Raw genomic sequence first — 21,994 nt, 5'->3', positions numbered from 1 at the left:
GTGCCGTCCTGAAATACGCAAAATGCAAAGGCCCGCAATAAAATATGCGGGCCTTTGTGGTTTTGCCTTGAAACGGGCAGGCGATCAGAAATCGGCTTCGCTTACGCGATCACGGATTTCGGTCGCCATGTTTTCGGCCAGCTCATCAATCCCCATGGTTTTCTGATGCTGAAAACCGAGACGACGGACCGACGCTGTTTTTTCCTCTGCTTCGCGTTTGCCAAGAGCAAGGATCAACGGGATTTTCGCGTGGCTGTGTTCGCGAACCTTGTAGCTGATCTTCTCATTTCGAAGGTCAAGCTCAACATTCAAACCTTTGGCCTGAAGTGCTTTTTTGACGTCTTCTGCGTAGCTATCGGCTTCGTTAGTGATCGAGCAGATCACGGCATGAACAGGTGACAGCCAAAGCGGCAGGCGACCGGCATAGTTTTCGATCAGAATGCCAATGAAGCGTTCAAGCGAGCCAAGGATCGCGCGGTGCAGCATGACTGGACGATGCTTTTCACCATCTTCGCCCATATAGGACGCGTCAAGGCGTTCAGGTAGCACGAAGTCGGCCTGAAGCGTGCCACACTGCCAGTCACGACCAATCGCATCACGCAGAACAAACTCAAGCTTCGGCCCATAGAACGCGCCTTCGCCCGGGTTAATTTCAAGCGTCAGACCAGCTTCTTCGGCGGCTTCGCGAAGGGCGGCTTCTGCCTTGTCCCAGATTTCATCGGAACCGGCACGGACTTCCGGACGGTCCGAGAATTTGACGAGGATGTCGGTAAAGCCGAAATCCTTGTAAACCGATTTCAGAAGGTCACAGAAAATCTTGGTTTCCGAGACAATCTGGTCTTCTGTACAGAAGATATGCGCGTCATCCTGAATGAACTGACGCACTCGCATGATGCCATGCAGGCCGCCGGACGGTTCATTGCGGTGGCAGCAGCCAAATTCAGCCATACGCAGCGGCAGGTCACGATAGGACTTGCTGCCCATACGGAAAATCTGTACGTGGCACGGGCAGTTCATCGGCTTGAGAGCCAGAACTTTTTCGGGATCGTCTTCATCCGGGGTCGTGGTGAACATGTTCTCGCGGAACTTTTCCCAGTGGCCGGATTTTTCCCACAGGATACGGTCGACAAGCTGCGGCGTGCGGACTTCCTGATAGCCTTCGGCATCAAGACGTTCACGGATATAGGTTTCGACCTTGCGATACAGTTTCAGGCCTTTGTCGTGCCAGAAAACCGAACCTTGGGCTTCTTCCTGCATATGGAAGAGGTCCATTTCGCGACCAAGGCGACGATGGTCACGCTTTTCGGCTTCTTCAAGCATGTGTAGGTAGGCATCAAGGTCTTCCTGCGTTTCCCAGCAGGTGCCATAGATACGCTGCAGCATCTCGTTATCCGAGTTGCCACGCCAATAAGCACCTGCAACCTTCATCAGTTTGAAGGCCTTGCCAATCTTGCCGGTCGACGGGGCATGCGGGCCACGGCACAGGTCAATGAAATTGCCCTGGCGATAGCAGGTGATCGTTTCGGTTTCCGGCAGATCTCGGATGATCTCGGCTTTGTAGTCTTCACCCTTTTCGAGGAAGAACTTGATAGCCTCGTTACGATCCCATACTTCGCGTTCGATTTTCTCGTTACGTTCGACGATCTTGTGCATCTGCTTTTCGATCTTGATCAGATCGTCCGGCGTAAAGGGCGTCTTGCGGGCGAAGTCGTAATAGAAACCGTTTTCGATGGATGGGCCAATTGTGACCTGCGTGTCCGGGTACAATTCCTGAACCGCTTCGGCCATGACATGGGCGCAGTCATGCCGGATCAGCGGCAGAACTTCCTTGTGCCCCTTGGTCACGATTTCGATGGCGGCATCAGTGTCGATTTCGCGCGACAGGTCGCGCAATTCGCCGTTAACGATGATGGCAAAGGATTTCTTTGCCAGCGAGGGACTGATGCTTTTGGCAACATCGAAACCCGATACAGGACCGTCAAATTCGCGTACGGCGCCGTCCGGAAGGGTGAGGGCAATCATGTCTGGCTCAACTCTGCTTTATCTGCGGGCATAAATGTCATGTGCGCATTTTTCAAACCCGCATGTTTACGCGGGCTTTAGGCACAAGAAAAGGAATTTCAGGATGAGGTCAAGTTCGCTCTTTGAAAAAAGCGACTGGGGAAGCAGCGCAAAAAACCGCGACGCCAAAAAGACGTGCAGTGATTGTGCATTCCATCAATTTCTTGTCGGCCATGCCGTGCATTGATGCTATCCCGTTAATTGAGAAGCCAATATAGCATCAAAAAAGAGCAGGGCAAGCCGTAACCCGGTTAAGATTTTACAGCAGTTCCTTGTTCTTGTACTTTGCCAAAATACCAGATTGAAACGGCGCCACCACGCCAAAGCCTCATAAGGTAAGCCCCGCATGTCCAGCCCCGAAGTGCGTCGAAACATTCTGTTTTTAAGTTTATGCGTTGCGTTGTCAGCAAGTGCGATGTCGCTGCTGTTTACCGTTGCCGCCGTGATCGGTTATTCGCTGGCCCCGGACAAATCACTTTCTACGTTACCGGTTGCATTCACCATGATTGCAATGATGGCGACGACCGCTCCGTCGGCATTGATGATGAACAGGTTCGGTCGCCGTGTCGGGTTCTGGATCGGATCTGGTATCGGCATGGTCGGTGCCGTGGCAGGCATGGGGACGGTCTATTGGGGGAATTTCTGGTTGCTGTGTGTAGCTTGCGCCTGCATCGGGTCTGCCAATGCCATCGCCATGCAATATCGTTTCGCCGCAGCCGAGGCCGCCCCGCGAGAATTCCGTTCTCGTGCGATTTCACTGACCATGCTGGGCGGACTTGCCGCCGCTTTTGTCGGACCAAATCTGGCAAGTTTTGCACGCAACTGGTTTGATACGGTGCCATTTCTCGGAACTTTCCTGGCACTGATCGGGATTCAATTTCTGCTGGTTCTGGCAATCAGCCAGTTGCGCCTTCCTGATATGCGCGGCACCAAGCATGATGAACCGGCGCGTCCGCTCAGAGTGGTGATAGGGCAACCTGCCGTGATCGTTGCAATGATTGCCGGGGCACTTGGCTATGCGGTCATGAGCTTTGTCATGACGGCAACACCGCTTGCGATCCTTGATTGCAATTACGAGTTCGGCGATGCCGCCTTCATCATTCAGTGGCATGTGGTGGGTATGTATGCGCCGGGTTTCTTTACCGGCAGCCTTATCCGCCGTTTTGGCGCACTTGGCATCATTCAGGCGGGGGCGGTGCTGAGCCTGATCTGTCTGGCATTTGGTCTGGGCGGAGAGGATTTGATCGGCAATTTCTGGCCATCTCTTGTGCTGCTTGGGGTTGGATGGAATTTTATGTTCGTTGGCGCGACCACCTTCCTGACCGAAAACTATCGCCCTGCGGAGCAAGCCCGTGTGCAGGCGATCAATGAATTTGTGGTGTTTGGTACTGTTGCCATTGCATCATTGTCAGCTGGCTCGATATATGCCGGGGCGGGATGGTCAACCTTGCTGTATTCGGCGGCCTTGCCGGTTGGGTTGGTGATGCTGGTTCTTGCCGGATATGCGTTGCGCCGCCGTCGTCAACCCGCTTGAAAACTGCAAAAGGCCAATTGATACGGCCTTTTTCGTGTCAGTGATGCCCGGCAAGAATATCAAGTGCATGGGACCGAAATTCCCGATTGTATAAAACCAGCGTAACCCATGCGGCGCCGATGATGAACGCGACCGGATGATAGAACCAGGCAAGTGCTGACAGCGCGAAGAAATAGGCGCGAATGCCGCGATTGAAATTGTGCGCTGACATCATGCTCATGCGTGATGCCCGGGCAGCTGCCCTAGCCGCATCCGGTGCGCTTGGGTCCGGGGCAGCACCGATCAGGATCGAACAATAGTTCGACAGACGGAATGCCCATGTGAACTTGAAGAACGCATAGATAAAGATCAGAATCAGTAGTACGACCTTGCATTCCCAGACTGCTGCCGTTGTTTCGACGGCAAAGGGCAGGGCAGATACCGTTTGGATCGCTTTTTCGGTGTAGCCAAGAAGTGCAATCAAACCAATCAGGACCAGAATGGTGGTCGATGAAAAGAAACTGATGCCGGTGATCAGGTTGCCCGCGATGGAGGTATCAACCATGCGCAGATTGCGTTGAAGCATCTGTTCCATCCAGCGATGCCGATTGCGCGCCATATGGGCCGAAATCGAATTGCGCCGTCGCGAACTTGCATCGGCGAATATGGTATAGCCCACCCACCAGATGAATGCCCAGCTGACAGCGGCGATGTCGAGTAATGTAAATTCGGGCATAATGTGATCCGTCTTTGAAATCGTTTCGACAGTAAAACACATTGGTTGGCGATGCCATACTACTGAGGATACATGTTTCTTCGCAATCGGCTTTAATGTTTCCTGTATCCATTCCGATCTGTGATCCACGCATGTCTGATCCTTGATGACCCGGTGCGGGTTGTGTTTTTCACCGATACAGAGTATGAGCGGCGCAAATTTTCACTGGAGAGCGACATGAGCGACCTCGAAAACGATCTTGGCGAAGACATCGACTTCGAAGAATTCGAAGCGCATACCGAACAGCTTCTGGCTGAAGGCCGTAACAAGGACGATCTGTTCGAATTTATCGGTTTCCTGAACATCAATGAAGTCGGCACGCACATGATCGCGGCCGAGATGGTTCTGGATGAAGATGCCATCGACCAGATGAGCAAGACGCTTCGCAAGCTTGATGTTGATCTGGGCCCGCTTGGTGAATTGACCGGTGGTCTTAAAGGCGGCGAAGACGTCAAACGTGCGCTTGCGGCTCTGTTCCTTGAATTGGTAGAGCTGTGCGAACTTGATGAAGATGACGAAGATGCCGGCGATCTTTCCGAAGAAGCGCTGGTGCTTTTGAATTTCGTTAAACGCTTTAATCCGCAGATGCGTCGCCTGACGGTGGCACTGACCGATACCGATGATGACGATGTCGCGTGCGAGTACGAAGTCACCAACTGGTAAGTCTTGGGACTTGCCCTTGTGACAAAATATCATGTAGGCAAAGGCAGGGTGTTTTCATCCTGCCTTTTTCTTTGCCGGAGCCACCATTGTGACCACAGCCATTCTTGATGACGCGTCTGCACGTTTTCAGTCTTATCTTGATCGTTACGCAAAGGGGCAGGAACCGGTGGCGGATGCACCGCGACTTCGCCAATGGATCATTGATCATCAGGCTGATTTCGCGTCGGTCTTGGATTGCGATCTGAAAAGCTGTGCTAAAATCGTTTATGACTTTTCAAGCAATGGCGATGTGGTTATTGGTGGTACCAGCGATCCGGCGCGCCAGACCGAAATCATGTGGCAGCAGATGGCGGATGCCAACGCGCCGATAGGTGTCGGTCGTTATCGCGAAGACCGGATATGTTATCAATCCGATCAATTCAAAAATGATGGCGAGGCGCGCAGCCAGCATCTTGGCATTGATCTTTTTGCCCCGGCGGGTACGCCCGTTTATGTGCCGCTTGATGGCGTCGTCCACAGCTTTGGCGATAACAATCTGCATCTTGATTATGGGCCGACCATCATCCTTGAACACAATCCGGAACCGGACGTGACTTTCTACACATTGTATGGTCATCTCAGCCGTGAGTCGCTTGAAGGTCTTTATATCGGACAGCCCGTGGAAAAAGACCATCTTCTGTGTGCTTTTGGCGATTTCCCGACTAATGGCGACTGGATTCCACATCTTCATTTTCAGATCATTTTCGATATGCTGGGTAAAAAGGGCGATTATTTCGGGGCGGCAAAGCCATCGGAATGGGAAATCTGGGAAAGCATCTGTCCAAATGCCAATCTGATCCTGCAAATGCCTGAAAATGTGACGGCAAAGCGGGGTGGCCAGTAATGCAGCCACGGCTTAAGGCTGGCATCTGGGTTCGCGGCCAGATTGCGATCTGCCAATCAAAGCTGATTACGGCGATGGTCGCGTACAAGGGCAATGAAGATGCCGGTGCGGTTCTGCTGAAGCTCAATCGTTTTGCCGCTGGATGCTATGTCTATTCGCGTGTCACGACACTTGATGGCGATATGGGCTGGATGCAGGTGGCTGGCGGACCGGATGGCGGGCGCGAAACAGAATTTGCCTGTGACGAATACTGGCGCAAGCAGGTGAAATTTGATCGCGATGTCTGGGTGCTGGAGGTGGAGGATCACAAGGGCGAATACGAACTTGATGCGCCGTTGGTTGATTTCTGATGGACCAAAGTTCGTAAGTACAAAATCAAAAAGGGCCCGCAAATAATTGCAGACCCTTTATTTTTCCAGCGAACGCTAATCAGGCGGTACGCTGCAGCAGGTGGTAACCGAAATCGGTTTCAACCACGTCGGACGTGGTGCCGACTTCCATGTTGAAGGCAGCCGCATCAAATTCCGGAACCATCATGCCTCGGCCAAAGAAGCCAAGATCGCCGCCCTGCTGACCAGACGGGCAGTCAGAGTTTGTTTTGGCGACTTCAGCGAAGTCGGCACCATTGGCAATCTGGTCTTTGAGTGCGTTGATTTCGGTAAGCGCTTCTTCCTTGGTGCGGGTTGCACTGGAACGTGCCGAACCGGCATACATCAGAAGAATGTGCGATGCGCGAACTTGTTCACTCATAACTCGTCCTTTCTTCCGCGGGCGGCTTGCACACCGCGGATTTTCTGCAAGATTAGAAGTTTATGGAGAAGGCAAAGGGTCCAAACCGATGTGCAGGCGTATATTCACGTGTACATGGGCTTGGGCCCTAGACTTTCTCCATGCCTTGTGGCTTGTTACGACAAAATGATCAGAGATGAAAGAGAAGAGGCGTTTTAATGCTTGCTGTTGTTTCTCCGGCAAAGAAACTTGATTTCGAAACCGATGCACCTGAAATGGTCGTTTCAGAACCGCAATTTCTCGACGACACCGAAGAACTTGTTGAAGTTGCGCGTAAAAAAAGTCGCAGCGACCTGATGAAACTGATGGGCATCAGCGAAAATCTAGCTGATCTGAACTATCAGCGGTTTGCGCATTTTTCACGTCCTTTTGATCGCACAAACGCCAAACCGGCAATTTACGCGTTCCGTGGTGATACCTATGTCGGACTTGATGCTGACACGATGGGCCAAAAGGATATCGATTGGGCTGAAAACCATTTTCGGATGCTTTCGGGCCTTTACGGGCTTTTAAAGCCGCGTGATTTGATGCAGCCCTACCGTCTTGAAATGGGAACGCGGCTTTCGAACCCGCGCGGCAAGGATCTTTATGCCTTCTGGGGGGACAAGATTGCCAAACAGCTCAATGCGATCACCGCTGATCACAAGAACCGCAGCCTGATCAATCTGGCGTCGCATGAATATTTCAAGTCGGTGAAAAAGGATGTACTTGACGGTCCGGTGATCACGCCGGTCTTCAAGGAAGTCAAAGCCGGTGTTGGCAAGGTCATTGGCTTCTCGGCCAAACGTGCACGTGGCACAATGGCGCGCTACATGATCGACAATCGTCTGGAAAAGCCCGAAGACCTTAAATCGTTCGATGTGGAGGGTTATCGCTATCAAAAAGACCAGTCGAATGATAACGAGTGGGTCTTTACACGCGAACATGACTGATAACAGAACAGGTGCGATCGTATGACCGACGATCATCTCGAGCAGCTTGAAGATGACAATCATCTGCCGGAATCTCATCCGTTTTCCGGATATCTGCGGACCTTTTTCCGTGGGCCGGGGCGTTCACGCAGCCTGACGCGTGAAGAGGCATTTGACGCCTTTTCAATGATCCTGCGTGACGAGGTTGAGCCGATCCAGTTGGGCGCGTTTCTTTTGATGCTGCGTTATCGGGCGGAAACGCCCGATGAACTGGCTGGCATGATCGAAGCCGTGCGCAAGGCTGCCCGTCTTGAACTTGATGACGAAAGCCTGGTTCCGGAAAAATGCCATCCAATGCTGGATTGGCCATCCTATGCAGCAGGGCGTTCGCGTGGCTTGCCGTGGTTCGTGCTGTCGGCGATGTTGCTGTCGCGCAATGGCATACCGGTTCTGATGCATGGTTATAACTCGCATCTGACCAACGGCGTCGGGACTGAGTCCGCAGTCAAGGCCCTGAAGCTGCCGCTGGCAATGTCTGCAGATGAAGCACGTTCCGATATCGCATCCAAGGGCTTTGCCTATTTGCCGTTGCGCCATATTCACCCGAAACTTCAGGAATTGATTGGTTTGCGACCGTTGCTGGGCCTTCGCAGTCCGGTCAATACTCTGCTGCGTCTGCTTAATCCGTTACAGGCACGTGCGGCGTTTCTTGGTGTATTCCATCCGGCGTTTCTTGATGTCCACCGGGAAACCGGCAAGCTTCTGGAATTGCCGCGTATTGGTGTAATCAAGGGCGGTGGCGGCGAGGCGGAACGTACACCGTTTAAGCATGTTGATCTGCGTATGCTTGATAATGGCGAGCTTAGCGATGTTCGCTGGCCCGCTCTTCTGGCACGGACCGAGAAGGACGACGAAGATAACAGCCCGGTGACCTTGCAGCATTTTCTGGCCGTCTGGCGTGGCGAGGTCGAAGACAGTGCTGCCATCGCGCGCATCAAAGGCAGTGCAGCAATGGGCGCGTTCCTAGCCGGTAAAGCCGACTACATGGACGAGGCTGAGGCATTGGTCGAAGGCTGGTGGGAGAAGCGCGATCGCAAGATCGGGTAACCGTGACGGCCTGCAGGTGAAAATCAAAACACAAAAGGGATGGTCGACGCCATCCCCTTTTTGATGTTCAGAACGAAGAATTCGGTTCCTTCAGGAACGCTGTTTCTTCGGGAGTGGATTCCCGGCCAAGGATGGCATTGCGATGGGGGTAACGCCCAAAACGATCAATGATCTGTTTGTGCCTGATTTCATAGTCGTGATTGTTTTCCAGACCCGGCTGGTCAAACAGCTTTAGTGCAACTTCGTGGCTCGCTTCTGACTCCGAATGCATATAAGGCATATAGAGAAAGCATTTTTCGGCGGGTTTGGTTAATTTCATGTCAAACCCCTGGGCAACGGCTTCCTGGGCCAGAACAAGTGCCATCGTATCGCAGGCAAACGCACCGGATTTGTCGCGATAGATATTGCGTGAAAACTGATCCAGAATGATGATTTCTGCTAGTCGGCCATGTGCGGTTTTTCGCCAGCCATATAGCTCCCCGGCTGCCGCGGCAGCATGAAAATCGGCAAAGCGTTCAGTGATATGACGATCAAGCGTGATATCTTTTTCAAACCATTGTTTGGGTTCTAGTTCCTTGAACCAGAAAACGAGGATGGATTCAGGTTTCATGAGGGCTTCCCGTTTTTTGATGTTGGCGCAGCATAGGCGAGCATGCAGGCGCCAGCAAGTCAGGCTTGGGATATGACGCCGTCCTGAAGGCGGACTGAACGCGTCGCGACCTGATCAAGAAACAGCCGATCATGTGAAATGATCAGCATTGCCTGCGGCAGGGACCGCAGAATTTCGATCAGACGTTTTTCGACATCGGCATCAAGCCCGTTGGTTGGTTCGTCAAGCAGCAGAATTTCGGGCGACATCGCTAGCACGGTCGCAAGCGCCACCAGTCGCTTTTCACCACCGGAAAGCTGATAGGTGATCCGGTTTTCAAATCCGTCCAGACCCAGATCCGACAGCGTTTGCAAGGCAATTTTTCGCGCATCTTCGCGTGATTGACCAAGGTTGAGCGAGCCAAACATCACGTCTTCAAGAACCGTCGGGCAGAAAAGCTGATCATCGGAATCCTGAAACAGTAATCCGACCCGACCACGAATGGCGCGGAATTCTGCTTCTGTTTCACATCTGGATCCAAGAATGGTGATTTCACCGCTACTGGCGGGGGCTAACCCCATCAAACAATGCAAAAGGCTGCTTTTACCGGCACCATTTGCGCCCAGCAGTGCCAGTCTTTCACCAGTGCGCAGGGACAGGTTGACACCATTCAATACCTTGCGCCCGCTGGAAAAGGTGAAATGCAGGTTTTTGGCTGTGATCAGATCAGCGCCGGACATGCGACCTCCAGCCCGATCAAAGTACCGATGAAAAGAATGACCGCCGTCGCAAACAGATAATCCTGAGTGCTTAATCGGGGCAGGGAGCCAAAATGCATATGACCGTGATAGGCACGACATTTCATAGCCCAAAGAATGCGTTCCGAACGATCATGGCCACGCACCAGCAGCATCCCCAGCAAATATCCAAAACTGCGCCAGCTATGACGATTGTTGCGCGCGACAAAGGCGCGTGCCCGCATGGCAACACGCAGGCGCAGATATTCTCGCCGCAAAAGATCGATATAGCGAATGGTAAACATGAAAAGCGTCACCAGCTTTGCCGGAACGTATATCCCCTGCAAACCCCGCCCCAGAAGGATTGCATCCATTCCGCCCACCAGTGCAATCAGAACAAGGATCGCAGCATTTGCCTTAAGCGCGATCAACACGGCCTGAAACAGTCCCTGATAGCTGGCGTCAAAACCCCAAAGGGTGAATATCACATCACCGGACACGGTAAAGGGCAACATGATCAGCATCACAAAGATGAAGCCATCCATGGTCAAAACCATTTTAAGTGTTCTGGACCAGTCTGGCTTGGCAAAGCCGGTAATGATCGCAGCGACCAGAACCAGCATTGCCAATGGTTGCCAGCTTGAAAAACTGACGGCTGTTACGATCAGCGCGAGAGCTGCCAGCAAACGACAGCGCGGATCAATCCGTGACAGAACTGAATTGGATCGTAATGGTACAAGGACATTTGTCGCCCCGATCATGTTTTTTCATTCTGCTGATCGGGGCGTGATTGTCCGGCCCTGAACCATGCAAAGGCCCCGAATATTCCAATGATGACACCAATCCCACCCAGAAGATCGGAAAATCGGACTTTGTCCTCATAGGCAACCAGCTGTTCTCGCAAGGGTCGAACATGACGGGATACAGCCGCATCAATCAGGTTGTCCAACTCGTCCCGCGAAAGGGTGACCATCGCGTCAGAAGTGGCCGTGGCAACGGTTGTCGATGAGGAGGGGGGGGGGCCGCTTTGGAAAGATGACGCCGTGTCAATCTGGCTGACATAAATATTGATGTCTTCGCTACCTGACGGCAATTGAACGGAAAGCTCATCACCATTGATTTTAAAGCTGGCGATATGGCCATCACCGGAATTGGCTTCGATGACATAATCTTGCCGGTGACTGACGCGAAGTTTGAATTCACCCTGATCATCGGTCTTTCCGGCAAAAATAACGCGACCTGTATCATCGAGAAGCTGGATTTCCGCATCATGCGGCCGGGCACCACCTCCGAAATAGGCATAGCCGTCGATGACGTCGCCGTTTCCCATCGCAAAAACATGCAGGCTGTGTGCCTGGGCATTGACGAATATGAACAGCGTGCCGATTAGAACAGCAATTGCATATAAAGCGGGAAATCGGGGCATCGATCAGCCAACACTTCGAAGCGAACCGGCGGGTGCCAGCATGACCGGACGGACTTTTTTGACGAGATGAACGGCTGCTGCGGTCAGGATACCTTCAACCACCATGACCGGGATGTGGCTCATGACGACAAGCTTTGCCGTCGGAACAAATTCCTGCCCGCTGGCTGCAAGTGACAGGCCAACCATTATGCTTGAAAGGGCAATGGCACCGGACCCGGCGACAAAACCTGCCAGCAAGATCGATTTACCTTCCGCACGTGCCAGAAATGGTGAAACCAGCCACCACATCAAAACCGCAGGCAGGGCGATGTTGATTGTATTTACACCCAGAACGGTGATACCGCCGAAACCAAAGAAAACGGCCTGCAATAACAGTCCGATGAATATTGCCGGGAAAACAGCCCAGCCCAGCATCAAACCTGCCAAGCCATTGACGATCAGATGCGCACTGCTTGGCCCGACGGGAACATGGAGCAGGGAGGCAACGAAGAAGACGGCACTCATCATTGCCACGCGGGGCATCGCATCAATATCGATTTTGCGAAGCCCGTAACCGATGCCGGCGACAGCCAGAACCGCGCCAGTGACAACGACTTCACTCGATAGGGCTCCGTCGACGATGTGCATGGTCTAATCCCTGTAAAGTGCATTTGCAATCCACCAGCTTACAGGCAGGTCTGAAAACGGATGGAACGGCGCATTGATTTTATTCCGGTGGGGCAGACAGGCGATGAAACCTGCCTGAAAAGCGTAGCGATTTCGCAGTCGCGAAGTCAAGCAGGTTTCATATTTTTTACAAATAAGTATGACAGGCCTGACGTGTTGCTCGAACGTCAGTCCATTGGGTCGGTTTTGACCCAGATAACACCGCCGCGTTCGACTGGGACCTGATCATCCGATCCTGGGGCCGTCATCGTGCCATCTTCGACCAAGGCGGCAAACGCCCACCAACCATCACGTGGCATGGCATAGGTGAAAACACCATTGCCGTCAGCTTTGATGACCTGTGTAGAAAAACTGTCATTCGGCAGCGTGATACTGCCGTCATTGGCATATTCAACCTCGACCTCGGCAAACGGTACCGGTTCACCATTGTGTCGGACGATCCCGCTAAAGACATTGCCGGTCCAGATGCCATAGGGGCGCGTCAGGGGCTCTATCTCGACCGGGAAGCCGACCATCTGATCCCATTCTTCGCCCGCACCAAACGCATCAATGATCGTTTTGGTGTACTGGATGATGTATTTACCCTCGGATGGTTCGAAATAGGGAACCGGTTCGACATAAAGCGCATATCCGCCCGGACGATCAATGCTGATTGTTGCGTCAAACGCAGCTTTGCCATCGACCGTCTTTGCCACCAGACTGTCGCCAAGATCGGTTTTATTGCCTTTGGTATGGATGCCAAATTGAACCGGGCGGGCCATTTCCATAGCCGGGCCATTGGTCATTGGGTGGGTAAAGGTCAGGTCAACCTCGATATCGCGACCGGTTTCCTGGGTGACCACGTTGGTTGACGGGATCATCTTCTGGAAGTGGGCCTGTGCAGCATGCTGGGCACTGATCAGCAACCCAAATGAAAAGCCCGCGGTCACGATAAACCGGAAAGGAATCGACATCTTTCTGTCCTGTGAAACTGGAATGATGCCGTACCCTATGCTGACCGATTTTCCGGGTCAATCCATTGAAACAAGATGTTTCATAAAATATTTTAAAACGTATGATTATCTGGGGTTTATCGAAACCGGCGATGAAAGCCGGTTTCGATATGGTCATATGGTCTTGTTAACTGGATGCCTTTATCAGGGGATTGTCATCAATGTCGGTTTCTGATGCCAGTCGCGCATGCTTCTGGCGTTGTTTTTGTCGCCATGTGTCGAGGAACAGCAGGATTGGTGCCGCGATATAGATCGACGATGTCGTGGCAATCACAACGCCGAACACCATCGGAACGGCAAAACTTTCAACGGCAGACCCGCCCCAGATCGCCATTGGCACCATCGCAAAAAGGGTTGTCAGAGATGTGAAAAGGCACCGGGCAAGCGACTGGTTGATCGACATGTCGATGATTTCGCGCATCGGCATTTTTCGATAAAGCCTCAGGTTTTCGCGCATCCGGTCATAAACCACCACCTTATCATTGATCGAATAGCCGATCAGGGTGAGCAGGGCTGCAATGGCCGTCAGGTTGAAGTCGAGCCCCATAATCGCGAAAAAGCCGATGGTCTTGGTCACATCAAGGATCAATGTCACAATCGCGCCAACGGCAAATGGCCATTCAAACCGCCACCAGATATAGCCCAGCATCGCGAGGCTTGCGAAGATAACAGCGCTGACACCAGATTGGGCCAATTCACCGCTGACTTTGGGACCAACGACTTCTGTGCGTTCAAAATCTGCTGCCGGATCAATTGATTGCACGGCTTTCTTAACTGTCTCGACGGCTGCTGTCTGTGCCTGTTCGCCGCCCGGCTGACGTTCAACCCGGATCAGGATATGGCCATCCTTGCCGATATCCTGAAGGCTGACATCGCCAAGCCCCAATGTCGAAAGTTCCTGCCGAAAGGCTCCAAGGTCAAGCGGGCTGTTACCGTCATTCGCACTGCCACTGACAACTTCAACCTGAATGCCGCCCTTGAAATCAACCCCGTAATCAAGACCGGGTTTGAAGAACAATCCGATTGAAATAGCAGACAGCAAAAGCGACATTCCGATGCCGAGAAAACGTGCCCGCATGAAAGAAATGCTGGTTTTTTCGGGCATGAAACGCCAAAGCGGTTCAATGACGAGCTTTTTCATACGGGTGCGCCAGACGATTTCGGTCATGATGACCCGAACCACGGCAACCGCGGTAAACATCGAAATCACGATGCCAAGACCCATGGTGATGGCAAAACCACGCACCGGGCCGGACCCGAACTCAAACAAAAGGGCGGTTGCGATGAGGGTTGTTATGTTGGAATCAACAATCGTGGCATAAGCACGCTTGAACCCGGAATCGAGCGCCATGAAGGCCGAAAGGCCCCTTTTGGTTTCTTCCCTGATACGTTCGTTGATCAGAACGTTGGCATCAACTGCAAGCCCGATCCCCAAAACAATCCCTGCAATACCGGGCAGGGTCAACGTTGCCCCCATAAGACCAAGCGCACCAAATGTCAGTATGACGTTAAGCCCCAATGCCAGATTGGCGATAAGCCCCCAGCGGCCATAAAGCAAAAACATCAGTCCGGTTACCAGAGCCAAACCGATCAAGCCGGTATAAAGGCCCATTTCGATGGCATCTGCACCAAGGTCGGGGCCGACGGTCCGTTCTTCGATCACGGTCATTGGTGCGGGCAGGGACCCGGCACGAAGAAGTGCAGAAAGTGTTACCGTTTCACCAACCGTAAAGCTGCCGCTGATCTGACCTGAACCACCGGTTATCGCTTCCCGGATGACTGGTGCGCTAAGGACTTCGTTGTCCAGAACAATGGCAAAGGGTTTTCCAACATTGGCACGTGTGATATCGGCGAACTTTGCCGCACCGGCCGTATCAAACCGGAAATTGACAACTGGTTGATGGCTTTGCGGATCAAATCCGGCATGGGCATCTGTCAGATGGTCGCCCGAAAGGGCTGGAGTACGATGCAAGCGATAGCTTTGACCCTCCTTGTCCTGCAGTGTTCGTACACTGCTATCGCGTTTATCGGTCCCGCTGCGATCTGCGAGCATATAGAAGCCAAGCTTTGCAGTGCTGCCCAGAAGTTTTCGGACCTGTGACGGGTCCGGAATGCCGGGCAACTGAACCATAACACGATCACTGCCAATCCGCTGGATCGTTGGTTCCGATACGCCGATCTGGTCGATACGGCTTCGAATGATCTCAAGGCTTTGCTGGGCGCTGGCGTCGACCCGGTTGCGAATGCCCTGTTCGCTAAGTGCGATATGGATGCTGTTATCGGATGGCGCGGTAATGACAAATTCCGCTGTCGATCCGTGTCGCGGTGTATCAACCTGCGCATTGGTAAGGTCTTTTAAGGTTTCAAGGGCAGCGTCGTGATCCTTGGCGTCAGGCAGGGTTACAATCACCTGACCATTACTGATCTGAATGCTGTTGGTGTCGACATTGGCTTTGCGAAGGGCGTTTGTGACATCATCGCGTGTTATTTCAAGGCGTTCGGCGATCATTGCCGCAGTATCGATTTCAAGCACAAGGTGCGATCCACCGCGCAGATCAAGGCCAAGGGCAATCTGGCGTGTTGGTAAAAATGAGGGCCAGTCTGCAAGCTGAGCCGGGGTGAAAAGGTTTGGCAGGGCTGTCAGAAAACCTGTCAGAAGGACAAGGCTATAGACAACCACGCGCCATCTTGATGTACGCATGAAAAATAAACTCCGCACAGCAGTCAGACCGGGCCAACCTGATACCCGGTTATGCTGTCATCTGATATTTCTGGAAACACGGCGCATATCGTGCCGCGATTATGAGTAGGAGAAATCAGACCCGAAAGGGCGGAGCGCGCGGGGAAAATGGAAGAATTTCAGCGCCATGAGTGGCGACCGCACGTGCCACAAAGATGGATTTTGCCCGTTGGGCAGCTGTATGCTGTGTGACCGACGGTACAATAACGACATCATCGGGGAAGGTTGGCTTATGGCCTGGTAAATCGTCCGGGGTTTGGCGGGGACCGGCAGTCGCACGAACCGGTGCCACCGGAAGGACCGCCTGCGACGGGCCGCTATCATGATTGACGGTATTAAATGGATAGGGGAAAGTCGACCCGTCGGAAATTGGCGTGTCAGTAACGGATGTGCCGCCACCAAACAGGATAAGCGCGCAAGCAATCAGGCAAAATGCAGCATGGCGCAACAAACCCGGTAGGGATTGACTACGATCACGATGATCTATTGCCTTTGCGGCTTGGCTTGGTGGTTGGTTCATATTGGTCCGGCAGCAGTGAAACAGCGACAGATATGGCGTGACGTCTGATAAAACACAAGCCCAGCAATAAAATCTAATCGGGCATCGGGGTAACAAGGGGAACATGAAATGCTCAGGATGGTTTATGTCACGCCGGATGGCGGGCGTCATTGGGTCGATTCTGCTTGGCGGGAAACCGCAACGCTTCATAATGCGGTTGCCAATTGTGCCCCCGGGGATCTGATCCGTTTGATGCCGGGGAATTACTTTCTGCCTGAGCCGGTCGATATCCCAATCAGCGGCCTTGAAGATCAGCCGATCATTATTCGCGGTGAATATGGTGCCATTCTTGACGGTCGCCGTCCGCCTGATCCCGAAGTTTCGGCAACCGATCCCGGATGTGCCAAATATGCGGCATTTCGCATTGTCGGAAAGTGCCATATTCGTCTTGATAATATCCGTATCGAACGCGCATGGCCGAGTGCTGTCTATATCCGCGACAGCAGTGAGCTGATATTCAAAAACATGCAAATCCGTGGTGGAACATATGCCTTTTATGCGACAGGCGAGCACACATCACGCATCATCATCGAAAATTGCGACTGGATTCAGGATGATGTGATCTGGCGGTACCTTGACTGGGCGATGATCCATGACGGCGAAATTACACCGGGCAAGGAAGCACCATATCGATACCTGAACGGTGCATTTTTTGGGGCGGATGACATTGCGGGCGATATCGTAATCCGTGGAAACGATGTGCGCCACTGCTATAACGCCGTTCGAATGGATGTATCGGCGACCAATCTGCAAAAGCCGATCGGCAGTTTTAACCGCAACGTCCGCATCATTGATAACCGATTCAGTTTCGTGCGCGACAATCCGATTGAACCCGAAGCAACTGCCGTGGGCTGGTGGGTGGCCTATAACCAGTTCTATAACTGTCATAAGCTTTTCTCGCAGGATAATCTGGCTGGCGGGTACTGGTATTATTTCGGCAATCGCGGCTGGTTTGATAGCCGCCCGGGGCCGGAGGGTGATGAAAACAACGGTGGTGCCGTTTTCAAATTCGGCAAGTCAAGTCATGCGCAGCCAAGCATGCCTTTTGAATGCTTTCACAACAGCTTCTTCCTGCGTCAGAAATACGTCAAAAAGGGCGCAACCAGGATCTGGCAAAACCGGCGTAATGCCATTGGGTATGCCAATCCGGCGACTTTGCCCATCAACCTGATGCCGCTTGATCAGACATTGTTTGGTCCTACTGGCGAACTTGATCTTGGCAGGGATGAAGATCGCGGTGTGCGGTTTTCCGGTGATGTGTGCAATCACGCGACTTATCCCGCAATATTTGATGCCTGGCCCGGTGTGCTGAGCAATCCACGGCCGGCAGCTGGGCCGATATTCAAGGCGGGTATTTGTGGTGACCTGGAATTGGTGTCCGAATATGCCGAGGGTTTCTGTGATCCGCTTGAAGTCCCAATGCCCGATGGCACCGTCTGGAAATCCGATCCCCAAAGCTGGCCGGGGGCCTTGACCGGCAAAAAGCTTTTTAGCGGTCCGGACTATGTGCCGGTTGATTTGGCATTTATTCGTACCAAGACGAACGAAAGTAACTCGAATGCAGGGGGCTAGGGGGATTGGCGACGTTGTCGTAATCTTGGGAATGGCTTGCAGCGAAGTGACGTAAGCGTAAATATATTGACTTGTAAGTCCCAATGTTGCGATGTTGCACCATTGCATTCATTCAATAAGAAAAACCATGAACGATAAGCTGTACAGCATTACCGAGCTTGCCGAAGAGTTCGACATCACGCCGCGCGCTATCCGATTTTATGAAACCAAAAGCCTGCTATCACCCCAACGGGCCGGTGCGACACGTGTATATAACTATCGTGATCGCGCGCGCCTTATGCTGGTGCTGCGTGGCAAACGTCTTGGTTTTTCGCTTGAAGACATCAAGGAATATATTGATCTTTATGACGCTGAACGGTCGGGGGCAGATCAACTGGCGCATCTGATGCTGGTCGGACGTCGTCGCATTTCCGAACTGGAACAGCAGCTTGAAGACGTTCAGACAACCTTGGGCGAACTTCGCAAAATCGAAAGCGAAGCTGCCGACGCCTTGCGCGAAAAGGGGATCGACCCAGAAAAGGCATTGGCACACATCAAAGCCAAACTGGCGCCTGAAACCGCGTAATTTTTGGATGTCGTCTGATGGCAAAATGAAAACCCGGCCAATTCAATGCGACCGGGCTTTTTTCCTGATTTATCAACCCGATATCAGGCGACATCGCGTTGCAAGGGCAGGGTGACTTCAAACACTTCCTCATCGGCAAGATATTTGCGCGAGAAGCCCAGTTTTTCGCAAAGTGTCAGCATACGGCGGTTATCTGGTAGAACCTGTCCGATAAAGGTTTCTGTCCCTTTCTGGCGGCAGAATTCGATCATCTTTTCCATTAATATGCGGCCAAGCCCGCGCCCTTTGATGTCTGAGCGAACCATGATCGCATATTCGGCATGCTCGTTGTTCGGATCGATTACGACCTGAACAATGCCATGGATATCACCTGCTTCTGGCCCCTCTGGCACGATGGCAAGGAATGCCATATCCCTATCGTAATCAAGTTGTGTCTGGCGCGCCATTTCCGAATGCGGCAATTCACGGACCGAGCCAAAGAACCGGAAATGAATGTCTTCCGGTGTCAGTTTGGACATGAATTCATAGTGCTTCGGCTCGTCTTCTGGCTTGATCGGACGCAGAAGGTATTTTGTCCCGTCTTCAAGGATCAGTTCCTGTTTCAGGTGACGCGGATAGGGATGAATTGCCAGACGTTGATCATCGCTAACCACTTTTGGTGTCACCTTGATCCTTGCGTCCAGTGCTATCACCCCGGTCTGATCAATCAGAAGCGGGTTCATGTCGAGTTCAAGCACCTCGCCAAGATGCACAACCAACTGTGATAGCCGCACCAGCGTGACGTAAAGCTGTTCGAGGTTGACCGGCGGCACATCGCGATAACCGCGCAGCAGATTATAGATACGCGTTCCTTCCACAAGCTCGCGCGCCAGCTTCATATTCAGCGGTGGTAGCGCCATGGCCCGGTCACGGACCACTTCAACTTCGACCCCGCCATGACCAAACAGGATCACCGGGCCAAAAATCGGATCGGTGGTCATGCCAACGATCAATTCACGTGCACCGGCACGTTTGATCATTTCCTGAACGGTAAAGCCTCGTACCCGCGCATTTGGGAATTTCTGTTTGACGGTCCGCAGCATCTTGTTGCCAGCAGCTCGGAGCTCTTCGTCACTGTCGATATTCAGAACCACACCGCCAACGTCGGACTTGTGGCTGATATCATCCGAGAGAATTTTGAGCGCGATCGGATAACCGATGGCATCCGCCGTTTCGATGGCGTCATCAACCGATTCTGCGGCTACGGTTTTGACCGTATTGATGCCATAGCATTCCAGAACGGCTTTTGCCTCTGGCTCGGTCAACATATCGCGCCCCGAATGAATGGCCGTATGGATGATCTGGCGTGCCTTATCGGTTTCCGGCGTGAAGTCCTGCGGAACTGATGGCGGCGTTTCCATGAGGACTTCCTGCAATTTGCGGTAATTCACCATATGCTGGAAGGCGGCAACGGCATTTTCCGGGGTGCGATATGTCGGAATCCCGGCGGCATAAAACAGATTGCGCGCCTTGGCGACGGTTGCCTCGCCAACCCAGTTGGTCAGGATGTTTTTGCGGCTGTCCTTGATCGCATCAATCACGCCTTGGGCAACTTCCACCGGATCGGTGATTGCGGTTGGGGCATGCATGACCAGAAGGCTGTCGATATTGGGATCTTTCAGGACCGCATCAATCGACTTTGCATATCGTTCGCCCGGGGCATCGCCGATAATGTCGATCGGGTTTGCATGTGACCAGGTCGATGGCAAGACACCGTTAAGCGCCTCGATCGTGCTGTCTTCAAGCTTGGCAAGATGGCCTTGGCGTTCAATCAGGGCATCAACAGCCAAAACGCCAATACCGCCCCCATTGGTAATAATGCCAAGTTTGTCACCCCGGAACGGGCGCATACGCGACAAGGTTTCTGCGGCGGAGAACATTTCCGAAACTGTATAAACGCGCAGAACGCCAGCACGTTTGATGGCGGCATCAAACACGTCATCGGCTCCGGCCAGTGCACCAGTATGCGATGCAGCTGCAGCGGCACCCTCGGCAAAGCGGCCAGACTTGATGCAAAGGATCGGCTTGTTGCGCGATGCGGCGCGTGCCGCGGAAATGAAACCGCGGCGTTCCTGAATGGATTCGATATAAAGCATGATCGCACGCGTATTCGGATCCGATCCCAGATAATCGATCACGTCGCCGAAATCGACATCGTCACATTCGCCTAACGATATAAAGTGAGAAAATCCGATGCCGCGTGCGGCCGCCCAGTCGAGAACAGCGGTGCAAAGCGCGCCCGACTGCGACACAAATGCGATTTTGCCACTGCCGATGCTTTGATGACTGAAACTGGCATTGAGTCCGATACCCGGCACCATCAGGCCAAGACAGTTTGGACCCAGCAGCCGCATTTTATGGCTAGCGGCAATTTCAAGCATCGCCTGTTTGACACTGCGGTTATCATCATATTGTTCGGCACCAAGACCCGCGGTCAGCACAATGGCGGCCATGCAGCCTTTGGCGGCAAGGCATTCCATGGTTGGCACAACGGCTTTGGGAGGAACGCAAATAACGGCAAGTTCGGGAACAACCGGCAGGTTTTCAACATCAGGGTAGGCTAGAACACCGCCAATTGACTGGCTGTGCGGATTAACCGGCATGATCGGTCCGTCAAAACCGCCTGCCAGCAGATTGCGCATGATCACCTGTCCAACGGAATGGGACCGATTGGATGCGCCGATGACTGCGACCGATTTTGGTTTGAAAAGATGGTCCAGATTGATCGTGCTCATGACCGAATTCCCGCTTTTTCCATGGGGCACGCGATGACGCGGCCTGTGGCAATTGAGTGGCCGTCATATTGGTTCCGGCCACCTGTCAAAATCCGCTTTCGCAGATGCGAGATCATATTTCGTCAAAGAGTATATTGTTTTGCTGTGGATCAATAAAGCATTGTGGGCATAACGGTTTCGCACAACCGTCATATGTCATGCAAACATCCGCTGATTGGCAAGTTTATTTAATCGGCTTTACTTAATGCAGATGCCCATGATGACTTTCGTCATCGAAACGCTCGGACTGTTCAATCCATTCCTCAACTTCGCTGGCACTTTGCATGGCCAGCGCTATTTCCAGATCATTTTGAACATGGGCGAGGCTGTCAAACATCGGGCACCAGCCAAATGCCTGGATACGTTCATCGGTCGTCGAGGAAATTGTAAACAGATCACCATCGATCCGGTGCACAAGGCCATGAATGACATTATCTTCGCCGACAATCATCCAGCCCTCAGTCGCACCGGCAAGCGTGCCAAGTTTCACTTGTTTCAATTCGATTTTGGCTGTTTTCATGGTCGATAGGTCCGGTTTTGGGGCGGATAAAGCAATATCAAAAGAAAAAGGGACCGAACAAGTTGTTCGGTCCCTTTTTAATTGGCTCCGGCAGCAGGACTCGAACCTGCGAC

General features: G+C 52.7%; 21 protein-coding genes. 8 read left to right on the top strand and 13 right to left on the bottom strand.

The window, feature by feature from the left end; translation table 11 throughout:
- Positions 1 to 84: 84 nt before the first annotated feature.
- A complete protein-coding gene (gene thrS, locus TH468_RS13130; RefSeq protein ID WP_085644814.1) occupies positions 85 to 2,022 on the bottom strand; it encodes a threonine--tRNA ligase in 1,938 nt (645 codons plus the stop codon).
- A 385-nt stretch (positions 2,023 to 2,407) separates the two neighbouring features.
- Between thrS and TH468_RS13125 the strand changes: the two genes are divergently transcribed.
- On the top strand, positions 2,408 to 3,595 hold the full coding sequence (locus tag TH468_RS13125; RefSeq protein WP_085644813.1) for an MFS transporter: 1,188 nt from the start codon (positions 2,408 to 2,410) through the stop codon (positions 3,593 to 3,595).
- Positions 3,596 to 3,632: 37 nt separating this feature from the next.
- Here TH468_RS13125 and TH468_RS13120 read toward each other — a convergent pair whose 3' ends face one another.
- Positions 3,633 to 4,310: a DUF599 domain-containing protein gene (locus TH468_RS13120; RefSeq protein WP_085644811.1), complete on the bottom strand. Its 678-nt coding sequence runs from the start codon at positions 4,308 to 4,310 to the stop codon at positions 3,633 to 3,635.
- 216 nt (positions 4,311 to 4,526) lie between these two features.
- Between TH468_RS13120 and TH468_RS13115 the strand changes: the two genes are divergently transcribed.
- The 3 genes from TH468_RS13115 to TH468_RS13105 all read left to right on the top strand — a co-directional run bounded on the left by TH468_RS13115 (position 4,527) and on the right by TH468_RS13105 (position 6,245).
- The gene (locus TH468_RS13115; RefSeq protein WP_007092161.1) at positions 4,527 to 5,012 is read left to right on the top strand and encodes a hypothetical protein; all 486 of its coding nucleotides are present in this window, start codon (positions 4,527 to 4,529) and stop codon (positions 5,010 to 5,012) included.
- Between the two features lie 88 nt (positions 5,013 to 5,100).
- On the top strand, positions 5,101 to 5,895 hold the full coding sequence (locus tag TH468_RS13110) for a peptidoglycan DD-metalloendopeptidase family protein (protein WP_085644809.1): 795 nt from the start codon (positions 5,101 to 5,103) through the stop codon (positions 5,893 to 5,895).
- Positions 5,895 to 6,245: a DUF1491 family protein gene (locus tag TH468_RS13105; protein WP_085644807.1), complete on the top strand. Its 351-nt coding sequence runs from the start codon at positions 5,895 to 5,897 to the stop codon at positions 6,243 to 6,245. Before TH468_RS13110 ends, TH468_RS13105 begins: the two co-directional genes overlap by 1 nt.
- A gap of 79 nt (positions 6,246 to 6,324) precedes the next feature.
- Here the strand turns inward: TH468_RS13105 and TH468_RS13100 are convergent, their stop codons facing one another.
- Entirely contained in the window at positions 6,325 to 6,645 is a 321-nt protein-coding gene (locus TH468_RS13100) for a peptidylprolyl isomerase (RefSeq protein ID WP_062949019.1), read from the bottom strand.
- Positions 6,646 to 6,842: 197 nt separating this feature from the next.
- On the opposite strand from TH468_RS13100, the gene yaaA reads away from it, so the two are divergent.
- Both yaaA and TH468_RS13090 read left to right on the top strand, forming a co-directional pair.
- Positions 6,843 to 7,616, top strand: a complete 774-nt coding sequence (gene yaaA, locus TH468_RS13095; RefSeq protein ID WP_085644805.1) for a peroxide stress protein YaaA — start codon at positions 6,843 to 6,845, stop codon at positions 7,614 to 7,616.
- 21 nt (positions 7,617 to 7,637) lie between these two features.
- Positions 7,638 to 8,702, top strand: a complete 1,065-nt coding sequence (locus tag TH468_RS13090; RefSeq protein WP_085644803.1) for a glycosyl transferase family protein — start codon at positions 7,638 to 7,640, stop codon at positions 8,700 to 8,702.
- Between the two features lie 67 nt (positions 8,703 to 8,769).
- On the opposite strand, the gene TH468_RS13085 is transcribed toward TH468_RS13090, so the two are convergent.
- The 8 genes from TH468_RS13085 to TH468_RS13050 all read right to left on the bottom strand — a co-directional run bounded on the left by TH468_RS13085 (position 8,770) and on the right by TH468_RS13050 (position 16,372).
- Complete coding sequence (locus TH468_RS13085; RefSeq protein WP_085644801.1) at positions 8,770 to 9,312, bottom strand: DUF924 family protein; 543 nt, start codon at positions 9,310 to 9,312, stop codon at positions 8,770 to 8,772.
- Positions 9,313 to 9,371: 59 nt separating this feature from the next.
- On the bottom strand, positions 9,372 to 10,031 hold the full coding sequence (locus TH468_RS13080; protein ID WP_085644799.1) for an energy-coupling factor ABC transporter ATP-binding protein: 660 nt from the start codon (positions 10,029 to 10,031) through the stop codon (positions 9,372 to 9,374).
- Complete coding sequence (gene cbiQ / locus TH468_RS13075; protein WP_085644797.1) at positions 10,013 to 10,789, bottom strand: cobalt ECF transporter T component CbiQ; 777 nt, start codon at positions 10,787 to 10,789, stop codon at positions 10,013 to 10,015. Before cbiQ ends, TH468_RS13080 begins: the two co-directional genes overlap by 19 nt.
- Entirely contained in the window at positions 10,786 to 11,454 is a 669-nt protein-coding gene (locus tag TH468_RS13070) for a hypothetical protein (protein ID WP_085644795.1), read from the bottom strand. Before TH468_RS13070 ends, cbiQ begins: the two co-directional genes overlap by 4 nt.
- A 3-nt stretch (positions 11,455 to 11,457) precedes the next feature.
- Positions 11,458 to 12,081 (bottom strand): cobalt transporter CbiM, encoded by a 624-nt coding sequence (cbiM, locus tag TH468_RS13065; protein WP_085644793.1) that lies wholly within the window; start codon positions 12,079 to 12,081, stop codon positions 11,458 to 11,460.
- Between the two features lie 206 nt (positions 12,082 to 12,287).
- Positions 12,288 to 13,073, bottom strand: a complete 786-nt coding sequence (locus tag TH468_RS13060) for a DUF4198 domain-containing protein (protein WP_085644791.1) — start codon at positions 13,071 to 13,073, stop codon at positions 12,288 to 12,290.
- A gap of 166 nt (positions 13,074 to 13,239) precedes the next feature.
- Positions 13,240 to 15,813 carry a protein translocase subunit SecD gene (gene secD / locus TH468_RS13055; RefSeq protein WP_085644789.1) on the bottom strand — a complete coding sequence of 858 codons (2,574 nt, stop codon included), beginning with the start codon at positions 15,811 to 15,813 and terminating at the stop codon, positions 13,240 to 13,242.
- Positions 15,814 to 15,928: 115 nt separating this feature from the next.
- On the bottom strand, positions 15,929 to 16,372 hold the full coding sequence (locus tag TH468_RS13050) for a hypothetical protein (protein ID WP_139834713.1): 444 nt from the start codon (positions 16,370 to 16,372) through the stop codon (positions 15,929 to 15,931).
- A gap of 108 nt (positions 16,373 to 16,480) precedes the next feature.
- Here TH468_RS13050 and TH468_RS13045 point away from each other — a divergent pair, with 108 nt between their 5' ends.
- Entirely contained in the window at positions 16,481 to 17,983 is a 1,503-nt protein-coding gene (locus tag TH468_RS13045) for a hypothetical protein (protein WP_085644785.1), read from the top strand.
- A 127-nt stretch (positions 17,984 to 18,110) separates the two neighbouring features.
- Entirely contained in the window at positions 18,111 to 18,548 is a 438-nt protein-coding gene (locus TH468_RS13040; protein WP_085644783.1) for a MerR family DNA-binding transcriptional regulator, read from the top strand.
- Between the two features lie 83 nt (positions 18,549 to 18,631).
- Here the strand turns inward: TH468_RS13040 and TH468_RS13035 are convergent, their stop codons facing one another.
- Together TH468_RS13035 and TH468_RS13030 are read right to left on the bottom strand one after the other, a co-directional pair.
- Positions 18,632 to 21,322: a bifunctional acetate--CoA ligase family protein/GNAT family N-acetyltransferase gene (locus TH468_RS13035; protein WP_085644781.1), complete on the bottom strand. Its 2,691-nt coding sequence runs from the start codon at positions 21,320 to 21,322 to the stop codon at positions 18,632 to 18,634.
- Between the two features lie 241 nt (positions 21,323 to 21,563).
- Positions 21,564 to 21,881, bottom strand: a complete 318-nt coding sequence (locus TH468_RS13030; protein ID WP_085644779.1) for a hypothetical protein — start codon at positions 21,879 to 21,881, stop codon at positions 21,564 to 21,566.
- Between the last annotated feature and the right edge of the window lie 113 nt (positions 21,882 to 21,994).

The sequence above is a fragment of the Thalassospira sp. MCCC 1A03138 genome (assembly GCF_002115785.1).
In the GTDB taxonomy this organism is placed as follows: domain Bacteria; phylum Pseudomonadota; class Alphaproteobacteria; order Rhodospirillales; family Thalassospiraceae; genus Thalassospira.
Note: the sequence above shows the minus strand (reverse complement) of the source record. Positions and strands in the feature narration are given on the sequence as shown.